The sequence below is a fragment of the Streptomyces sp. NPDC020379 genome (assembly GCF_044387105.1).
Classification (GTDB): Bacteria; Actinomycetota; Actinomycetes; order Streptomycetales; family Streptomycetaceae; genus Streptomyces.
The window spans coordinates 141,222-157,601 of the sequence record NZ_JBIRVR010000005.1 but is presented as its reverse complement, the minus strand read 5'-3'; the positions used below and the strand labels follow the sequence as shown (position 1 = coordinate 157,601).

The 16,380-nt window shown below is 73.9% G+C and carries 16 protein-coding genes; 6 read left to right on the top strand and 10 right to left on the bottom strand.

What is annotated here, in order from left to right; all coding sequences use genetic code 11:
- Positions 1-177 precede the first annotated feature (177 nt).
- The 5 genes from ACH427_RS08815 to ACH427_RS08795 form a co-directional block, all read right to left on the bottom strand.
- Positions 178-1,449, bottom strand: a complete 1,272-nt coding sequence (locus ACH427_RS08815; protein WP_398868718.1) for an ATP-binding protein — start codon at positions 1,447-1,449, stop codon at positions 178-180.
- Between the two features lie 5 nt (positions 1,450-1,454).
- On the bottom strand, positions 1,455-2,123 hold the full coding sequence (gene cseB / locus ACH427_RS08810) for a two-component system response regulator CseB (RefSeq protein WP_398868903.1): 669 nt from the start codon (positions 2,121-2,123) through the stop codon (positions 1,455-1,457).
- A 1,131-nt stretch (positions 2,124-3,254) separates the two neighbouring features.
- Positions 3,255-4,427: an acyl-CoA dehydrogenase family protein gene (locus ACH427_RS08805; RefSeq protein WP_398868717.1), complete on the bottom strand. Its 1,173-nt coding sequence runs from the start codon at positions 4,425-4,427 to the stop codon at positions 3,255-3,257.
- Positions 4,424-4,825 (bottom strand): DoxX family protein, encoded by a 402-nt coding sequence (locus ACH427_RS08800; protein WP_398868716.1) that lies wholly within the window; start codon positions 4,823-4,825, stop codon positions 4,424-4,426. Before ACH427_RS08800 ends, ACH427_RS08805 begins: the two co-directional genes overlap by 4 nt.
- On the bottom strand, positions 4,822-5,697 hold the full coding sequence (locus ACH427_RS08795) for a DUF6081 family protein (protein WP_398868715.1): 876 nt from the start codon (positions 5,695-5,697) through the stop codon (positions 4,822-4,824). The genes ACH427_RS08800 and ACH427_RS08795 overlap by 4 nt, the downstream gene beginning before the upstream one ends.
- 170 nt (positions 5,698-5,867) lie before the next feature.
- Between ACH427_RS08795 and ACH427_RS08790 the strand changes: the two genes are divergently transcribed.
- The 3 genes from ACH427_RS08790 to ACH427_RS08780 are packed head-to-tail and all read left to right on the top strand — an operon-like array spanning position 5,868 to position 8,922.
- Positions 5,868-6,758 carry an NmrA/HSCARG family protein gene (locus ACH427_RS08790; RefSeq protein ID WP_398868714.1) on the top strand — a complete coding sequence of 297 codons (891 nt, stop codon included), beginning with the start codon at positions 5,868-5,870 and terminating at the stop codon, positions 6,756-6,758.
- Complete coding sequence (locus ACH427_RS08785; protein ID WP_398868713.1) at positions 6,755-7,900, top strand: acyltransferase family protein; 1,146 nt, start codon at positions 6,755-6,757, stop codon at positions 7,898-7,900. The genes ACH427_RS08790 and ACH427_RS08785 overlap by 4 nt, the downstream gene beginning before the upstream one ends.
- A complete protein-coding gene (locus ACH427_RS08780; RefSeq protein ID WP_398868712.1) occupies positions 7,897-8,922 on the top strand; it encodes a methyltransferase in 1,026 nt (341 codons plus the stop codon). Before ACH427_RS08785 ends, ACH427_RS08780 begins: the two co-directional genes overlap by 4 nt.
- 16 nt (positions 8,923-8,938) lie before the next feature.
- Here the strand turns inward: ACH427_RS08780 and ACH427_RS08775 are convergent, their stop codons facing one another.
- A complete protein-coding gene (locus ACH427_RS08775; RefSeq protein ID WP_398868711.1) occupies positions 8,939-10,405 on the bottom strand; it encodes a DHA2 family efflux MFS transporter permease subunit in 1,467 nt (488 codons plus the stop codon).
- A gap of 64 nt (positions 10,406-10,469) precedes the next feature.
- On the opposite strand from ACH427_RS08775, the gene ACH427_RS08770 reads away from it, so the two are divergent.
- The gene (locus ACH427_RS08770; RefSeq protein ID WP_398868710.1) at positions 10,470-11,171 is read left to right on the top strand and encodes a TetR family transcriptional regulator; all 702 of its coding nucleotides are present in this window, start codon (positions 10,470-10,472) and stop codon (positions 11,169-11,171) included.
- Here the strand turns inward: ACH427_RS08770 and ACH427_RS08765 are convergent.
- Entirely contained in the window at positions 11,134-12,024 is an 891-nt protein-coding gene (locus ACH427_RS08765) for a TIGR03619 family F420-dependent LLM class oxidoreductase (RefSeq protein ID WP_398868709.1), read from the bottom strand. The genes ACH427_RS08770 and ACH427_RS08765 overlap by 38 nt on opposite strands.
- 217 nt (positions 12,025-12,241) lie before the next feature.
- On the opposite strand from ACH427_RS08765, the gene ACH427_RS08760 reads away from it, so the two are divergent.
- Entirely contained in the window at positions 12,242-13,072 is an 831-nt protein-coding gene (locus ACH427_RS08760) for an SAM-dependent methyltransferase (protein ID WP_398868708.1), read from the top strand.
- A 1-nt stretch (position 13,073) separates the two neighbouring features.
- Positions 13,074-13,622 (top strand): hypothetical protein, encoded by a 549-nt coding sequence (locus ACH427_RS08755; RefSeq protein WP_398868707.1) that lies wholly within the window; start codon positions 13,074-13,076, stop codon positions 13,620-13,622.
- Here ACH427_RS08755 and ACH427_RS08750 read toward each other — a convergent pair.
- Genes ACH427_RS08750 through fabG form a run of 3 tightly spaced genes read right to left on the bottom strand, consistent with a single transcriptional unit; the run spans position 13,617 to position 16,215 of the window.
- Positions 13,617-14,654: an LLM class flavin-dependent oxidoreductase gene (locus tag ACH427_RS08750; RefSeq protein WP_398868706.1), complete on the bottom strand. Its 1,038-nt coding sequence runs from the start codon at positions 14,652-14,654 to the stop codon at positions 13,617-13,619. The genes ACH427_RS08755 and ACH427_RS08750 overlap by 6 nt on opposite strands.
- Positions 14,655-14,689: 35 nt before the next feature.
- Positions 14,690-15,430: an SDR family NAD(P)-dependent oxidoreductase gene (locus ACH427_RS08745; protein WP_398868704.1), complete on the bottom strand. Its 741-nt coding sequence runs from the start codon at positions 15,428-15,430 to the stop codon at positions 14,690-14,692.
- Positions 15,430-16,215 (bottom strand): 3-oxoacyl-ACP reductase FabG, encoded by a 786-nt coding sequence (fabG, locus tag ACH427_RS08740; RefSeq protein ID WP_398868703.1) that lies wholly within the window; start codon positions 16,213-16,215, stop codon positions 15,430-15,432. The genes ACH427_RS08745 and fabG overlap by 1 nt, the downstream gene beginning before the upstream one ends.
- Positions 16,216-16,380: the final 165 nt, after the last annotated feature.

Genomic DNA, 16,380 nt, shown 5'->3' with positions numbered 1-16,380 from the left:
TGCGCAAAGGTGCACTCCGAAGGGTGTCCGGGGAACGTATCGGGGCCTGGGCGGCCGTGTATCGGCGGCCGCTCCGCTTCGTAGCGGTTGTGTAGGGGGGCCGGTTCGTAGCGGTTGCGCAGGGGCCGGGTGTCGCCGCTCCGCAGCGGCTCTGCGGGAGGGGCGGGCGCCGGGCGGTCAGGCCGGGAGGCGCAGGGTGGCGACAGCGCCGCCGTCCGGGGCGTTGTCCAGGCGCAGCTCGGCGCCGAGGAGGCGGGCCTGGCCCAGGGCGATGGTCAGGCCCAGGCCGTGGCCCGTGCCGCGTTCCGCCGCGCCGGTGTGGAAGCGGCGCGGGCCGTCGCGCAGCAGGTCGGCGGGGAAGCCGGGGCCGTGGTCGCGCACGACGACCGTGCGGCCCTCGACGGTGACCCGCACCGGGGCCTGTCCGTGCCGGTGGGCGTTGACGACGAGGTTGCTGACGATCCGCTCCAGGCGGCGCGGGTCGGTCTCCACGGTCGTGGTCCCGTCCGCGACGGTGACCTCGGCGTCGTAGCCGGTGCGTGCCACGGCCTCGGAGACGACGGCGCCGAGCGGGACATGGGCGCGGACCGGCTGTTCGGCGCCGGCGTCCAGCCGGGAGATCTCCAGCAGGTCCTCGACCAGGCCGCGCAGGTCGCGCACCCGGGCCCGGAGCAGGTCCTCCGTCTCACCGGCGGGCAGCAGGTCGGCGGCGGCCAGCAGACCGCCGACGGGGGTGCGCAGCTCGTGGGCCACGTCCGCGGTGAACCGGCGCTCGGTGCGCAGCCGCCGGCCGAGGCTGTCGGCCATGGCGTCGACGGTGGCGGCGATGTCGGCCACCTCGTCATCGCCCTTGGTGGGCCCGGTGCGGGCGTCCAGGTCACCGGCGGAGATCCGGCCCGCGGTCTCGGAGACCCGCCGCAGCCTGCGGGCGAGCAGCCCGGCGCCGTACGCCGCGAGCGGCACGGCCGCCGCGACCGCGATCAGCGAGGCGACCGCCATGGTCGCGTCGAGCTGCCGCAGCGTATGAAATTCGGTGCTCATATTCATCTCGACGGCGAGGACCGGGCTGCCCGGGCCGCCGGTCCGCTGGGCGGCCCAGTAGGTCGGCCCCGCGTTGGCGTCGGCGTCGACGTGCCCGTCGTAGGCCGTGTGCCGGTCGCCGTCGGACGGGTGGCGCAGTCTGGCGGGCAGGCCGGCCGGGTCGAGCTCGGCACCGTCCGTCAGCGTCCCGGTCCGCCGGTAGACGTCCATGGCCGCGTACACGCTGTTGAACGCCCGCATCTCGGCCCGCTGGCGGATGTCGCGCGCGGTCCACAGGTGCACCAGCACGCCCACCGCGACCGCCACCAGGCACGCGGTGGCCGCGGCCAGCGCGGCGATCTTCCAGCGCAGGGACGCGCGGCCCGGCCGCAGCCGTGAGAACCGGGAGAACCGGGAGGAGGCACGCACCGGGCTCAGCGCCTGAACTTGTAGCCGAAGCCGCGGACCGTCTCGATCCGGTCCCGGCCCAGCTTCCTGCGCAGCCGCTGCACACACAGGTCGACGACGCGGCTGTCGCCGTCCCAGCCGTATTCCCAGACGTTGCGCAGCAGGGTGTGGCGCTCCAGCACGACGCCCGGGTGGGCGGCGAACTCCAGGAGCAGCTTCAGCTCGGTCGGGGTCAGGGCCACCGGGCTGCCGGAGACGAAGACCTCCATGCCGGCGGTGTCGATGGTGAGGTCGCCGAAGGCCAGCGTCTCCCCTTCGGAGGGCGCCGGCCCCTCCCCCGCCGCGTGCCCGGTGCCCGGTGCGGCGGCGTACGTCGCCCGCCGGAGCAGTGAGCGGATGCGTGCCACGAGGACATAGGTGTCCACGGGCTTGACCACGTAGTCGTCGGCTCCGGCCTCCAGGCCCGCGACGACGTCGAGCCCGTCGCCGCGGGCGGACATCATCAGCACGGGCACCAGGCTGGTCTCCCGGACCCTGCGGCACAGGCCGATGCCGTCCAGTCCGGGCAGCATCACGTCCAGGATCAGCAGGTCGAAGTCCTCGTCCCGGAAGAGTTCGAGCCCCGTGAGGCCGTCGGCCGCGGCCCTCATCTCGTAGCCGTAGCGCTCCAGGGCGACGGTGAAGGACCGGCGCATCAGGTCGTCGTCCTCCACCAGCAGCACGCGAACGGGGCGCGGGGAGGCCGGAGCCGGGGCGGGCGAGGACACGGCGGATCGCTCCTGTTTCGGACGGTCGGGGCGGACGGCGGTTCCGGTCGCACGCACATCCGACGACCTGAGGGGAACGATACGGGGGGCCACGCGCGCCGGCTCCCCGTGCGCCCTTCGCCGTGGGGCGCCGCCTCGATCCGATGGGCAACGAAGCGCTTCCTGATACGTGCCCGATACAAAACCCGACGGCCTGGTCCGTCGTCCCAAGCTCACAGCGGTGCTCCGGGAGCCCTCACTCAAGCGTGGGCACGGCCCCGCTCTTCCCGTCGGTCGACCCCACCGTGCGCCCGGCCCCGGCGGCCGGCCTGGCGGCCGTGGTCCGCGGGCTCGCAGGTGGCGGGCTGGCCGTCGTGGTGACCTGGCTGGTCCACCGGGCCGAGGACGCCTTCGCGCGGCTGCCGTTCCGGTGGACGTGGCGGCCCGCGATCGGGGGCCTGGTCATCGGCGCCGGGGGGCGTCGAACCGCGTGCGCTGGGCTGCGGGCGCCTGGCCGGCGTGATCGCCCTCGCGGACCTGCCGCGCGCCCGCCGCTGCCGGCTCACCGAGGAGCGGCACCGCGGGCACGTCATGCCGCGGCGGCGGCGCGCGGGCGGCGGGGACCGGCCCGGGCCGCGCCGCGGGGACCAGCGGCGCGGCCCGGAGGAACCGATCAGAAGAACCGCTCAGAGGAACCGCTCGGGGAATCGCCGGATGATGCCGTCGGACAGCATGTCGGCCATGCCGAGGATCCGCCGGCGCACCTAGTCGAAGTCGGTGAGGTCCTGGGCGTAGTGGCCCTGGAGGCGGTCGGTCGCCTCCAGGAGCGTCAGGTCGAGGTGGTTCTTCATCATGGCGTGCGGGCCGGCGTCGGGACAGCCCGACGCGAGCCCCCGGGGCGGGGAATGGCGGCAGGCGGGCGCACACGGTCGCGGCCCCCGGCGGGCCGTTTCCGAGCGGCCTTCGACGCCCCGGGTCGAGAGCCGGCGGGAATGTGTGCGGTCACCGCCCTGCGGAAGTGGCAGGAGAACGCCGGCGGGCCCGTCGGGCGCACTGCCCGGCGGGCCTCTTCTCCCCCGGTCACCTGTGCGCGAGCACCTGCTCCGCGTACGCGGCGGCCGCCGGGTCCATGCGCAGCACCAGGTGGCTGGTGGCGGAGTTGACGTCCCGCCAGGCGCGTTCGAACGGGCCGCCGGCCGTCTGGCCCGAGGTGCCGGTCGCGCGGAAGACGCGGTTGACGGCGGCCAGCAGCAGCTCCGAGGCGAGCGCGCAGTCCCGGGCGCCACGCGCGGTCAGCAGTCCGGTGACCGCGCCCTCGTCCGCGGTGACGGCGACCCGGTGCACGAGGAGCTCGGCGGCGTCCAGCTCGCCCGCCGTGCGGGCCAGTACGTCCCGGAAGCCCGCGTCGCGCGCGGCGTTCAGGACGTCGCCCCCGCCGGCCGCCTTGGTGGCTCCCCAGTCGGTCCACTCGGTCAGCATGCCGCGCGCCGCCCCCAGTACGGGGGCCACGAAGGACAGCCCGTTGACCGCTTTCAGCGGCACCCGGTGGCAGGGGGCGGGGGACATCGAGCCGGTGCCGTCCATCGCGCGGTCGCGGGCGAACGACATCCGGGCGGGCACGAACACCTCTTCCAGTACGAGGGTGTTGCTGCCCGTGCCGCGCATCCCGACGGAGAACCAGGTGTCCAGCACGGTGCAGGCGGAGCGCGGTACCGCGAAGTAGCGCGCATGCGGCGCGGTGCCGTCACCCGACCGCGTGGTCGCGCAGACCAGCGCCCACTGGGCGAAGTCGACGGCGCTGATGAACGACCACTTCCCGGACAGCCGCCAGCCGCCGGGCACCGGCTCGGCCCTGCCGACCGGCATGAGCGCGCCCACCAGCAGGGCGTCCGGACCGTCCGCCCACACCTCCCGCTGGCCGTCCTCGGGCAGGTGGGCCGCCATCCGGGAGACGAACGCGCTGAGCGAGGCCACCCAGGCGGCGGCCGCGCAGCCGGCGCCGGTCGCGGTGACCGCGTCGACGAGACCGGCGAAGGTGCCGGCGTCGCCGCCCCAGCGGGCCGGGACGAAGTGCCGGGCGAAGCCGGCGTCCACGACAGCGTGGACGACGGCGGGGTGGGGCCTGCGGTCCTGGTCCATGGCCTGGGCGTGCTCCGCGGCGATCCGGGCGACGTCCACCGCCCGCTCCGCCAGCCCGGCCGGGCCGCCGCCGACTTGACCGCCCTCCCGTTCGACCGCTCCGGTGCTCGTCATCGCTGTGCCTCCTTGCCTTCCGTGAGGGCGTCGACGGCGGCGAGCGCGAGCGCGCCGAGCAGGCTGAGGTTCTTGAAGAACTCGTGCCGCTGGGCGTGCCGGCGAGCCGGGTCCTGCTGCCGCCAGAAGTCGTGCACGGTCATGGTCGTGGGGATCAGGCACACCGCCAGCAGGCCGCCGCTGAGCGGCGGCCGGAACCCGGCCCCGAGCGCCACCCCGCCCAGGACCATCCCGGCCGCCGCGCAGCGGGTCGCGGCCTCCGGCAGCGGGACCCCGTGGCGCTCGGCCAGCGCGGGCAACGGGCCGGGGTCGCGCAGCACGCCGTAGCCGCCGGTGACGAAACTGGCGGCCAGCAACGGCCGGGCCAGGCCGCGTACGGTCTTCTCCGCCGTCCTCATGATTCCCCCTTCTCCGTGGTGACGGTGATCCGGCGGGCGGTCAGGCGTACTCCCTGACCCCACAGCCGGTGCGGTGCGTGGTGACCGCCGGACAGCCTCCGGCCGTCCGGGCCTGCCGCGTCGAGCAAGGTGAACAAACCGATTCCACAAGCGAGCTGACGAGGGATCACTCTCTCGGCCGGGCCGCCGTGGTCGATCACCAGATGCTCGTGGAGCGGAGTGCCCAGGTCGCCGACGGAGAGCACCTCCCGGCCGTCCACCCGCCAGCAGGCCGTGCCCCGGGACCGGTCGAGGCCGATCTCCAGAAGGTGGGTGAGGTCGGGGGCCCGGTCGGCGACCGGCACCAGGCAGGTGAACGCGCCGCACCGCGCACCGGGCGGCCGCATCCGCTCGTACACGGCGTGGATCCGCCGGTTGGAGACGAAGAAGTCGAAGACCAGGCCGGTCTCCCGGTCGATGGCCAGCAGCGCTCCGGCCCCGAGCCTGGGGTCGCCCTCGGCGTCGGCCACCGCGTCGCCGAAGGGGTGACGGGCCGCGTTGAAGACGCGCGCCGCCAGCTCGCCCCGGATGGTCAGCTCACCGGTGGCGGGCGCGTCGTAGCCGGGCAGGCCGGAGGAGGCCGTGTGCGCGGTCAGGGCGCACCACTTGAGGTGGTCGTCACCACCGGGCCGGAAGGCCGGGGTCCCGGTCTCCGGGTCCGTGGCCGCCGGCTCGACGACCAGACCCGCCGGGGTGGTGCGCGCGGACGCGTCACCGTGGGGCAGGGGGCCGCCGGTCCTGATCTGCCAGTCGGGTCGCGGTCCGGTGGCGTGGAAGCCGGCCGCGCCGTGCCAGTCGAACAGCGTGACCCGTGTCATCTGATGCATCGTCATGGCGCTTCCTCAGCCCCTCACTCATGCCGGGTGTCGCGTCCGGAGGCTCGCGGCCGGGGCTCGAAGTCCGCTCGACCCACGGTGGACGGACGGCTCGACCCCCTCTCCACCCGGATTCCAGTGGGCCCTCTGACCGTGGGCGGCCGGAACGAGCGACGAGGAGGAACGCGATGGCAGTCGGCGGAAACGGTGCGGAACGCTGGGTCCTGGTGCTGGGAGCCACGGGCCGGCAGGGCGGTACGGTCGCCCGCCACCTGCTCGAACGGGGCTGGGCGGTCCATGCGTTCGTACGCGATCCGGGCAAGCCGGGCGCTCAGGAGCTGGCCTCGCGAGGGGCGGTGCTCGTCCAGGGCTCGCTCGACGACCCGGCCTCCGTACGCAAGGCCATGACGGGTGCGTACGGCGTGTTCAGCGTCTTCACGCCCACCCACGGCAACGGGCTGGACGGCGAGGAGCGGCACGCGGCCCTGGTCGCCGAGGCCGCCCGGGAGGCCGGGGTGGCCCATCTGGTGCACAGCTCGGTCGGCGGCGTGGAGAACCCCGGCGGCGTGGGATGGCGGGAGACCAAGCTCAAGGTCGAGCGGACCGTGCGGTCGGCGGGGCTGCCGACGACGTTCCTGCGCGCCGTCTACTACATGGAGAACTTCCTGGACCTGCCACCGGTCCTGGACACCGAGGGCACTCTGGTGCTCAGCCGCGGCCTGCTGCCCACCACCACGCTGCAGATCATCGCCTCCCGGGACATCGGCTGGTTCGCCGCCGACGCCTTCGACGACCCGGACCGCTTCATCGGCGCGGAACTGGAGATCGCCGGGGACGAGTTGACGGGGCCGCAGATCGCGGAGGCGATGGGCCGGCACGCCGGTCGCGCGGCGCGCTTCGTCTCGGTGCCCATCGAGGAGATCGCCCGGCAGAACGAGTGGATGGCCAAGACGTTCATCTGGTTCAACGAGGTCGGCTACAAGGCGGACATCCCCGCGCTGCGCTCCGCCCATCCGGGTCTGCTGACCTTCGACGCGTTCCTGCGCCAGTCCGGATGGACACCCCAGGAACCGCGGTGACCCCCGCGGAGGCACCGCAACGCCTCCCCGCGCTTCCCTCGCTCACCGGGATGCGCTTCCTGGCCGCGGCCGCGGTCTTCTTCTCGCACTCCTTCTATCAGTTCGTACCGGGCAGTTGGGCATCGGACACCGGAGCCGGGTTCTTCTGGAGCAAGGCCGGGTCGGCCGGGGTCTCCTTCTTCTTCGTCCTCAGCGGCTTCGTGCTCACCTGGTCGGCCCGGGCGGACCGGCCCGCCCGGGCGTTCTGGCGCCGGCGGGCCTGCAAGGTCTACCCCAACCACCTCGTCACGGCGGCGGCCGCGGTGCTCCTGATCGTCTGGCACGGCGGCACCGTCTCCACCGGGCAACTGCTGCCGAACCTCGCGCTGCTGCACACCTGGCTGCCCATCGGCTCGGTCCTGAACGGCGTCAACACGGTGAGCTGGTCGCTGTGCTGCGAGGCGTTCTTCTATCTCTCCTTCCCCCTGCTGCTGCGCGCCGTGCGGGCGGTGCCGGAGCGGCGGCTGTGGTGGTGCGCCGGGGCCCTGGTGGCGATGGTGTGGTGCGTGCCCCTGGTGGCCCGGCTGCTGCTGCCGGGCGGACCGGCCCTCTCGCCGCGCATGCCGTACTCCGAGGTCCAGCTGTGGTTCGTGTACTTCTTCCCCGTCACCCGGTGCCTGGAGTTCCTGCTGGGCATGGTGCTGGCCCGGCTCGTCGCCGTCGGCCGCTTCCCCCGGGTGCCGCTGCTGCCGGCCGGGGCTCTCGTGGCCGGGGCGTACGTGGCGGCGCTGTACACACCCGGGCAGTACGGGACGGTCGCGGTGTGCGTGGCACCGCTCGCCCTGCTGATCGCGTCCGGTGCCATGGCCGACGCCGGCGGCCACCCCTCCGCGCTGCGCCGGCCGGTGATGGTGTGGCTGGGCGAAGTGTCGTTCGCCCTCTACATGGTGCATCAGCTCCTGATCGACGAGGTCGCGCGCCGGCTGGGCATCGACGCGGCCCACAGCCTGGACAGCTGGCCGGCCGCGGCGCTCTCCCTCCCGGTGCTCGGCGGCGCGCTGACGCTCGCCTGGCTGCTCCACAGCGGTGTCGAGCGGCCGGTCATGCGCCGGTGGAGCCGCCACCATCCGCCACTCCTCCTGAAAGTGGGTGAATTGTCGTGAACTCCCCCGAAGACAACGGCCCCTCCGCGAACGACCAGCTGTTCCAGCTGGCCTTCAACAGTGCCCCCTGGACACATCAGACCCTCTATGTGGTGGCCCGGCTGGGCCTGACCGACCTGCTGGCCGACGGTCCGCGGGGCAGCGAGGAACTCGCGGCCGCCACCGACAGCCACCCGGGCGCCCTCTACCGCTTCTGCCGCGCGGCGGCGGCCCTGGGGCTCTTCCACGAGCACCCCGGCCGGGCCTTCTCCCTCGCCCCTCTCGGCGACGCCTTCCGCACCGGCGGCCTGGCCCAGTTCATCACGCTCAACGGCTCGGAGAACTTCCGCGCCTGGGCGGACGTCCTCTACAGCGTGCGGACCGGGAAGCCTGCGTTCGACCAGATCTTCCACATGGGCGCCTGGGAATTCCTCGACCGCAACGACGAGATGCGCAAGGTGATGCGGACGATGGTCGGCCGGGGCACCGTGCCGCCCGCCATCGACCTCTGCGACTTCTCCTCCGACACCACCCTGGTGGATCTTGGCGGCAGCGTGGGAACGCTCGTCGCCCACGTGCTGCGGGCCAACCCCGAGCTGCGGGGCGTCCTCCAGGACCTGCCCACCGTGGTGGACGGGGCCCCCGAGATCCTGCACCGCCAGGGCGTGGCCGACCGGGTGGAGATCGTGGGGCGCAGCTTCTTCGAGGCGGTGGCGCCGGGAGGCAGCACCTATGTGCTCTCGCGGGTGCTGCACGACTGGGACGACGAGCAGGCACTGCGCATCCTGGGCCGGGTGCGGGAGGCGATGGGCCCGGGCTCCCGGCTCCTCGTCGTCGACCAGGTGATCCCCGCGGGCGACGGCTTCCACCCCGGGAAGTTCTCCGACCTCCAGATGCTGGTCGTGCTCGGCGGCCGGGAACGGACGATCGAGGAGTTCCGCGAGCTGCTGCGGCAGGCCGGGCTGACGATCAAGGCGGTGCGGGGGCCGGAGGCGATGCCCACCAGCCCCCGCACCGAGGCCCTCATCGAGGCCATGGCCTGACCGCGGCCCCGGCCCGTCAGGCGGTGGGCGCACCACGGGTGTCCGCCTCGGCGGCCCCCGTCACCTGGGAGGCCGCCGCACGCCGCTCCAGCGCCGTCATCAGCACGGCCGGCAGGATCGCGACCAGAGCGGCGGCCAGCACCCAGATGAACGTGGTGCCGAAGCCGGACGCCTGCTCGCCCGGACGGCCCGCGGCGTCGTCGAGGTGCTGCTGGAGCACCACGACGAACAGCGCGGTGCCTATGGAACCGCCCACCCGCTGGAGCATGTTGAGCTGGGGGGTGGCGTCACCGACCTGCTCCGGCCGCAGGGCGCGGAAGGCCGCCGTCATGGCGGGCATGCCGGCCAGGCCGATGCCGAACCCCCGGACGACCATGGCCAGGCTCAGCAGCCAGTAGGAGGTGGTGGCTCCGATCAGCACGAACGGCACGGTGGCGGCGACGCAGACGACCCCGCCGATGACGGCGGTGAGCGTGCCGATCTTCTCGAAGAGCCGCGCGGAGAGCCACATCGCGACCGCGGCGCCCAGCCCCTGGGGGGCCAGCAACAGGCCGGTGTGCACGGCGTCCTCGTGCCGGACCACCTGGTAGTACAGCGGCATCAGGACCATGCCGCCGAAGATGGCCGCGCCCATGGCGAAGGTGGCGAAGGAGGACGCGGCGAACATGCGGTTGCCGTAGAGCCGGAGGTCGAGCAGGGGACGCTCGATCCGGACGGACCGCAGCACGAAGACGGCGGTGAGGGCGAGACCGGCGAGGAAGGGCACCACGACCTGGGCGTCGAGCAGATCGCCGCGCTGCCCCGCCTGGGCCAGTCCGTAGGTGATCCCCACCACGCCCGTGGAGACGAGGAAGAGGCCGATCGCGTCCAGCGGGCCCGCTTCCTCCCGGCGGTCGCGCGGGAGGAGACGCAGGGTCAGATAGAGGGCCAGCACGCCGATCGGCACATTGATCCAGAAGATCCACTCCCAGCCGGCGTGGTCGAGCAGCAGCCCGCCGACGGTCGGGCCGAAGACCGGGGTGAGCACCATCGGCACCCCGATCGCGCTCATCACCCGGGCCAGCCCCTGGGGCCCTGCGGCCCGCACGAGGATCGCCTGGCCGACGGGCATCATCAGGCCGCCGCCGATGCCCTGGAGCACCCGGAAGCCGATCAGCTGCTCGGCGGAACCGGCCAGGCCGCACAGCGCGGAGGCGACGGTGAAGACGGTGAGCGCCACGGCGTAGAGCGTGCGGGAGCCCCACCGCCTGGCGGCCCAGGCGGATATCGGGGTCACCGCGGCGAGGGCCAGCAGATAGCTGGTGACGACCCACTGGACCGTGTCCAGCGAGGTGTCGAAGTCGAGGGAGAGGTGGCGCAGGGCCACATTGACGACGGTCGAGTCGAGGAAAGCGAGGATCGCGCCGAGCAGGACCACGAGCACGGCCTGACGTACTTCGCGAGTGAGCCCGGGCGTACGCGTCTGCTCATCTTGTGCAGCCATGCTCCCATGGTCATCCCACGGAATGACTCTGTCAACTACCCGGATGATTGATTAGAGTGGCCTCATGACGACGAAGAAGGCCGGCATCTCGGCCCCCGCCACAGCCGCCCCCGAGGACGCCCCCGCGGCGCGGTCCCGGCCGCGCCGGGCCCCCCGGGCCGACGAGCGGCAGCGCGACGCCGAGCGGTCGCGCGCGCTGCTGCTCGACGCGGCGCTGGAGGAGTTCGCCCGGCATGGGCTGGCAGGCGCCCGGGTGCAGGACATCGCCACCCGCGCGGGTGTCAACAAGCAGCTGATCAGCTACTACTTCGGGGGCAAGGACGGCCTCTACCGCGAGCTGCAGCGCGAATGGGCGGAGCGGGAGGCGCTGTTCACCGAGGAGAACACACCACTGGAGGAGGTCGCCGTCCGGTATCTCGAGCGCGGCCTGGCCGACCCCCGGCCGGCCAGGCTGGCCATCTGGCGCGGGCTCGCGGGCGACGACCAGCACACACCGGAGGAGGCGTCGGCGATCGACACCGACCTGGACCGGCTGCGGCGGGCCGGGGAGCGCGGCGAGTTCTCCCCCGACCTGGACACGGGCTTCCTGCGGCTCGCGGTCATGGGCATGGTGATGGCCCCCATCGTGATGCCGCACACCGCGCGGGAGGCGTCCGGGCTCGACCCCCATTCGCCCGAGTTCCGGGAGCGCTACAGCGAGCAGATCCGGCTGCTGCTGCGGCAGTTGGCTACCACAGACCCCGGGTCAGCTCACGGAACCGGGTGAGCCGGGCGATCTCCGCGTCCGCCCCGCCCGCCCCGCGCCGGTTGGAGAGCGTGAGGTGCGAGGCCCCGGCACGCCGCCAGGTCTCCACCCGCTCCACCCAGGCGTCCTCGGGCAGCAGCTGCAGCGGGATGCGCGCCTCGACGCCGAAGTCCCCGGGATCCCGGCCGTGCTTCTCCACGAGCTCCCGCAGCCGCCGGACCACGTCGAGCCCGGCGTCGAGGTTCCGCATCAGCGGGCCGAACATCCGGTAGCCGTCGGCGATCCGGGCCATCCGGTCGAGGACGACCGGCCGGGGCACCCCGCCGCCCTCGAAGTCGCCACCCCCCATCCACACCGGGATCGGCTTCTCCGGGCGGGGGTTGACGGCCGCGTCCTCGATCTCGATCAGCTCGCCCCGGTAGGTGAGGAACGGCTCGGTCCACAGCAGCCGCATCACCTTCACCTGCTCCTCGAGCAGGCGGCCCCGGGTCGCCGGGTCCGCGCCCAGGGCGCGGACCTCCTCACGGTTCCAGCCCACGCTGACGCAGAGCCGCAGCCTCCCGCCGGAGAACAGGTCGATCTCGGCGGCCTGCTTGGCCGCCATGCCCGCCGAACGCAGCGGCAGCAGCACCGACGGTGCGATCTCGACGCGCGAGGTGAGCGCCGCCACGAAGGCGGCGTGGGTGAACGCCTCGTGCCAGGGGTCGCACGGAGGCACGGAAGACGGCCAGTTCGGCGCCCGGGCGGGCAGCACGTGCTCGCCGAAGGCGAGGTGCCGATACCCCAGCTCCTCGAACGCCTGGACATAGTCGTGGAGTTCCTGGCGGGTCCCGAAGTAGGGCAGGTCGCCACCGACCCGGAGCGGGCTGGTCACGTCGTCAACCTCCGTTGGGCGTGGGGGAGTTGTCGTATCGCACCGGGCCCACGATGCCACCGGGCAGGGCCGGCCGCCACCGCGTTCCGGGCAACATCCGCGCGTTCCCCGGTTTCCAGGGAGTTTCGAGGCCCCCTCCAGCCGGGCGCGCCAGCATCCGCCGCAGCCCGCGCGTACGGCGCGAGAGCGGGAGAAGACGAGAGAAAGGGGAGCCGGGATGAACGGGAGCACCACCGGACGCGACCTGCCCACCGGCGTCAGCCTGACGGCCGTCGGCATCGCCATCGGCCGGGCCATGGAGAGCGACCGCGCGGACGGCCTGTTCAAGGACCCGTACGCACGCGCCTTCGTGGACGCGGTCGGGGCGAGCGCCGTGGCCGGCATGGGGACCTTCAGCGGGTACGTCGCGATACGCACCCGCTTCTTCGACGACTGTCTGCTCCGCGGCGCGGAGCGTGGCCGCCGCCAGGTGGTGCTCCTCGCCGCCGGGCTCGACACCCGCGCGTTCCGGCTGCCCTGGCCGGCCGGGACGCACCTCTTCGAACTCGACCTTCCGGCGCTGCTGGCCTTCAAGGAGGAGGTGCTCTCCCGGGAGGGCGCGGTCGCCTCCTGCCGGCGCACGGTGCTCGCGGCCGACCTGCGCGAGGACTGGACGCCGGCACTGCGCGCCGCCGGCTTCGACCCGTCGGCGCCGACGGCGTGGCTGGCCGAGGGGCTGCTGCCCTACCTCTCCGCGGCGGACAACGACCTGCTGGCCGACCGCGTCGGACACCTCTCCGCCCCGGGCTCGGAGCTGGCACTGGACCACCTGGATCCGGAGACCAAGCGGGGCAGCCTCGCCGCCACGTCCGACACCCTCGACGGGCTGGGGGCCTCCTGGCTGTCCACGCTCGACGACCCGGCCGGATGGCTGGCGGGCCACGGCTGGACCGTACGGGACGCCCCGACCCGGGGGGCACTCCTCAAGCGGTACGGCCGCGGCAGGCCGGCCCCCGGCCCGGACCGGGACCGGCTCAGCGGACTGGCCGCGGCCGTCCGGGAGGGCTGACGTGGAGACGGCCTTCGCGCTGTCGCTGGTCTGCCGGGTCCACACCGAGCCGGACGGTGACGACCACACGATCCCGTACACCCTCCGCTTCACCGCCACGGCACCCCGGTCGGTGGCCCGGGGCAGGGAGTTCGACATCGTCCTGGCGCCGGATCCGATCACCTTCAGCCCCCGGCTCAGCAGCGGCATCAGCCATATCGCGCTCCGCTTCGCGGCGCCGGCCGGGGCGCGGGTGCTGGAATACGCGCTCACGGGCGGCGACGCGTCCGGCGCGGACGCCCGCCTCGACCCGACGGCAGCGGGTGTGGTGCTGCGCGCGCCCGGACCGTTCGGCCCGGGCACGCCGTTCACCCTCCCCGCGCTGCGGTGGACGCTGCGGGCCGACGGCGGCGGCGCCGCCGTGCGCACGGGGCTCGCCGGGTCGTCGTTCGACGACCCGGCGTGGAGCTACCGCTGGGCCCGGCACTCGGACGGCAGGCGGGGCACGGTCGTGGGCCACCCCGACCGGTCCCCGCTGCTGACGGTCACGCCCGTCGGACCGCGCTCATGACGCCACACCCGCCAGTTCGAGCGCCTCGGCCGCCGCGCGCAGGATCCGGATACGTCCGTCCGGCGTCGCGGCGGCCGCCGACGCCATCACCCCCAGCGTGGTGACGCCCGCCTCGGCATAGGCGGTCATCCGCTCGGCCAGCCTGGGCACGGGTCCGGCCAGGGCGGTGCGGTCGATGAACTCCTCGGGCAGCGCGGCCGCGGCCCCCTTGAGGTCACCGGCCGCGAGCCGCTCGCGGAGCAGGCCGACGGCCGGTCCGTAGCCGAGCCGCCGCGCCAGCCCGCAGTGCACGTTCCGCTCGGGATCGCCGATGCCCAGCAGATACACGTACTGACCACGGAGGCTGTCCACCGCGCCGCTCACGTCGTCGGCGACCGCGACCGGCAGGCTCGGCAGTACGTCGTAGCCCGCCATGCCCAGACCGGCCGACCGCCGCCCCTCCCCGATCACGGCGACCGCCCGGGCGACCGCCTCGGGCGGGGTGAACACCCCGATCCAGCCGTCCGCGATCTCGCCCGCCAGCCGCAGGGCACGCGGACCGACGGCCGCCAGATAGACGGGGATCCGCCGGCCGGGCCGCTCCGTGCGCAGGTGCAGCGGCGCGGCCCCGCTGCCCGCGGGGTCCGGCAGCCGGTAGTGCTCGCCGTCGTGGGTCACCGGCCCGCCGGCCAGCGCGCGCCGCACGATGCCGACGTACTCCCGGGTACGGGCCAGGGGCCGGTCGAACGGCACGCCGTACCACCCCTGCGAGACGGCGGGGTCGGACACCCCGAGGCCCAGCCGGAACCGGCCGCCGCTCAGGGCGTCCAGGGTGGCGGCGGTGAGCGCCGTCGCGCCGGGCGGGCGCGCCGGGATCTGCATGACGCCCGAGGCGAGGCCGATGCGGCGGGTGGCCCCGGCGAGGAGCCCCAGGACACTGACGGCGTCGGACCGGTAGCCTTCCGGCGCCAGCAGCACGTCGTACCCCGACTCCTCTGCCGCGCGTGCGAGTTGTACTGTTCCTTGGTACGGGATGGTGGCACCGAGCCGCATGGCCCCTCCTGCGTCTCCTGCGTCCGGTCGGGTCGTCAGATCAGGTGGGCACCGCCGTCGACCAGCAGCACCTGCCCGGTCGTGTATGCGGCGCGGGACAGGGCCAGCACGGCCTCGGCCACGTCCTCGGGCAGACCGACCCGCCGCAGCGGCGTGCCCTGGCGCACCTTCTCGGCGATCGGCGCGAAGAACTCGTCGTCGCGGGTCCAGGCCGTCTCGATCAGGCCGGGGGCGACGGCGTTGACGCGGACCCGGGGGCCCACCGCGTTGGCCAGCAGGCGGGTCATGTGCTCGATGGCCGCCTTGCTCACCGCGTAGGGGATGGAACTGCCCGCGGGCCGGCTGCCGGCGACGGAGGAGATGTTCACCACCGCCCCCTTCCCCGTCCGCGTCAGATGGGGCATGGCCGCCACGGTCGTCTGCCAGGTGCCGACCACGTTGAGCCCGAGGATCTCCCGCCACACCTGGGGCGTGGCCGCCTCCAGGTCGGCGTGCGGGATGACGCGGGTGCCGCCCGCGTTGTTGACCAGGAGGTCGAGGCGGCCGTAGTGCCCGACCGCGGAGGACACCAGGCGGCGTGCCTCGTCCTCGTCGGAGACATCGGCCCGGATATAGACCGCGTCCGGCAGTGAGCTCGCGACCTTCTCGCCGGCCTCGGCGGAACGGGCGGAGTTCACGACGATCCGCATCCCCTCGGCAGCGAGGCGGCCTGCGACGGCCCGGCCGATCCCCGAGGAGGAGCCGGTCACCAGGGCGACGCGCGCGGGGGCGGCCATCAGTAGTTCCCCAGTCCACCGCAGACGTTCAGGGCCTGCGCGGTCACCGCCGCGGCGTCGTCCCCGACGAGGTATTCGACCATCGCGGCGACCTCCCGGGGCTCGACATAACGGCCCAGCGGCACCCTGTGCGTGATGCGGTCGTACGCCTCCCGCTCGCTGACGCCCCAGATATCGGCGTAGTGCTCCCTGACGCGCCGCGCCATGGGAGTCTCGACGAACCCGGGACAGACCGCGTTGACGGTGATGCCGGTCCTGGCCAGCTCCAGGCCGAGCGCCTTGGTGAAGCCGACCACGCCGTGCTTGGAGGCGGAGTACGGCGCGGCGTGCACCACGCCCTGCTTGCCGCCGGTGGAGGCGATGTTGACGATGCGTCCGCGCCCGGCCGCCAGCATGCCGCCGGTGGTGAGCACCTCCCGGGTCATCAGGAAGACGCTGTTCAGGTTGGTGCCGATCACGTCGAACCAGAGCTCGTCGGTGATCTCCGCCGTCGCGCCGCCGCCGCTGCGGCCCGCGTTGTTGACCAGGATGCCGACGGGGCCGAAGCAGTCGACCGCCGTCCGCACGTACTCCTTGACCTGCTCGGGCCGCGAGACGTCGCACACGGCGCCGTCGGCCTCGCTCCCCGCCTCGCGCAACTCGCCTGTCACTTTGTCGATTTCGCCCTTGCCACGGGCACAGATGTGGACGCGGGCGCCCCGCCGGGCCAGCCGGCGGGCGATCTCCTTGCCGATGCCGCTCGTCGCTCCGGTCACCAGGGCCACGGGCCTTTCCGTCTCGCTCATGCGCTGTCGGTCCCGTCTTGTCGTCGGTGGGCTTCTCGTCAGTGGGCACGGTCCGGACGACGCGAGCGTCGGCAGGCCGCCTAGAGCCCAAGTGGAAGCCGGGTGGAGCCCGGAGGTCCGTTCCTTCGAGGGGACTTCGAGGCCGCGCCACCAGCCTGGGCGGCG

Bases quoted from the DNA above. Each gene is read 5' to 3' on its own strand.
- ACH427_RS08795 (WP_398868715.1), bottom strand. From the start codon at position 5,697: ATGACGATGCATCAGATGACACGGGTCACGCTGTTCGACTGGCACGGC.
- ACH427_RS08745 (WP_398868704.1), bottom strand. From the start codon at position 15,430: ATGGCCGCCCCCGCGCGCGTCGCCCTGGTGACCGGCTCCTCCTCGGGG.
- ACH427_RS08775 (WP_398868711.1), bottom strand. From the start codon at position 10,405: ATGGCTGCACAAGATGAGCAGACGCGTACGCCCGGGCTCACTCGCGAA.
- cseB (WP_398868903.1), bottom strand. From the start codon at position 2,123: ATGCGCCGGTCCTTCACCGTCGCCCTGGAGCGCTACGGCTACGAGATG.
- ACH427_RS08790 (WP_398868714.1), top strand. From the start codon at position 5,868: ATGGCAGTCGGCGGAAACGGTGCGGAACGCTGGGTCCTGGTGCTGGGA.
- ACH427_RS08800 (WP_398868716.1), bottom strand. From the start codon at position 4,825: ATGAGGACGGCGGAGAAGACCGTACGCGGCCTGGCCCGGCCGTTGCTG.
- fabG (WP_398868703.1), bottom strand. From the start codon at position 16,215: ATGAGCGAGACGGAAAGGCCCGTGGCCCTGGTGACCGGAGCGACGAGC.
- ACH427_RS08770 (WP_398868710.1), top strand. From the start codon at position 10,470: ATGACGACGAAGAAGGCCGGCATCTCGGCCCCCGCCACAGCCGCCCCC.
- ACH427_RS08805 (WP_398868717.1), bottom strand. From the start codon at position 4,427: ATGACGAGCACCGGAGCGGTCGAACGGGAGGGCGGTCAAGTCGGCGGC.
- ACH427_RS08750 (WP_398868706.1), bottom strand. From the start codon at position 14,654: ATGCGGCTCGGTGCCACCATCCCGTACCAAGGAACAGTACAACTCGCA.
- ACH427_RS08760 (WP_398868708.1), top strand. From the start codon at position 12,242: ATGAACGGGAGCACCACCGGACGCGACCTGCCCACCGGCGTCAGCCTG.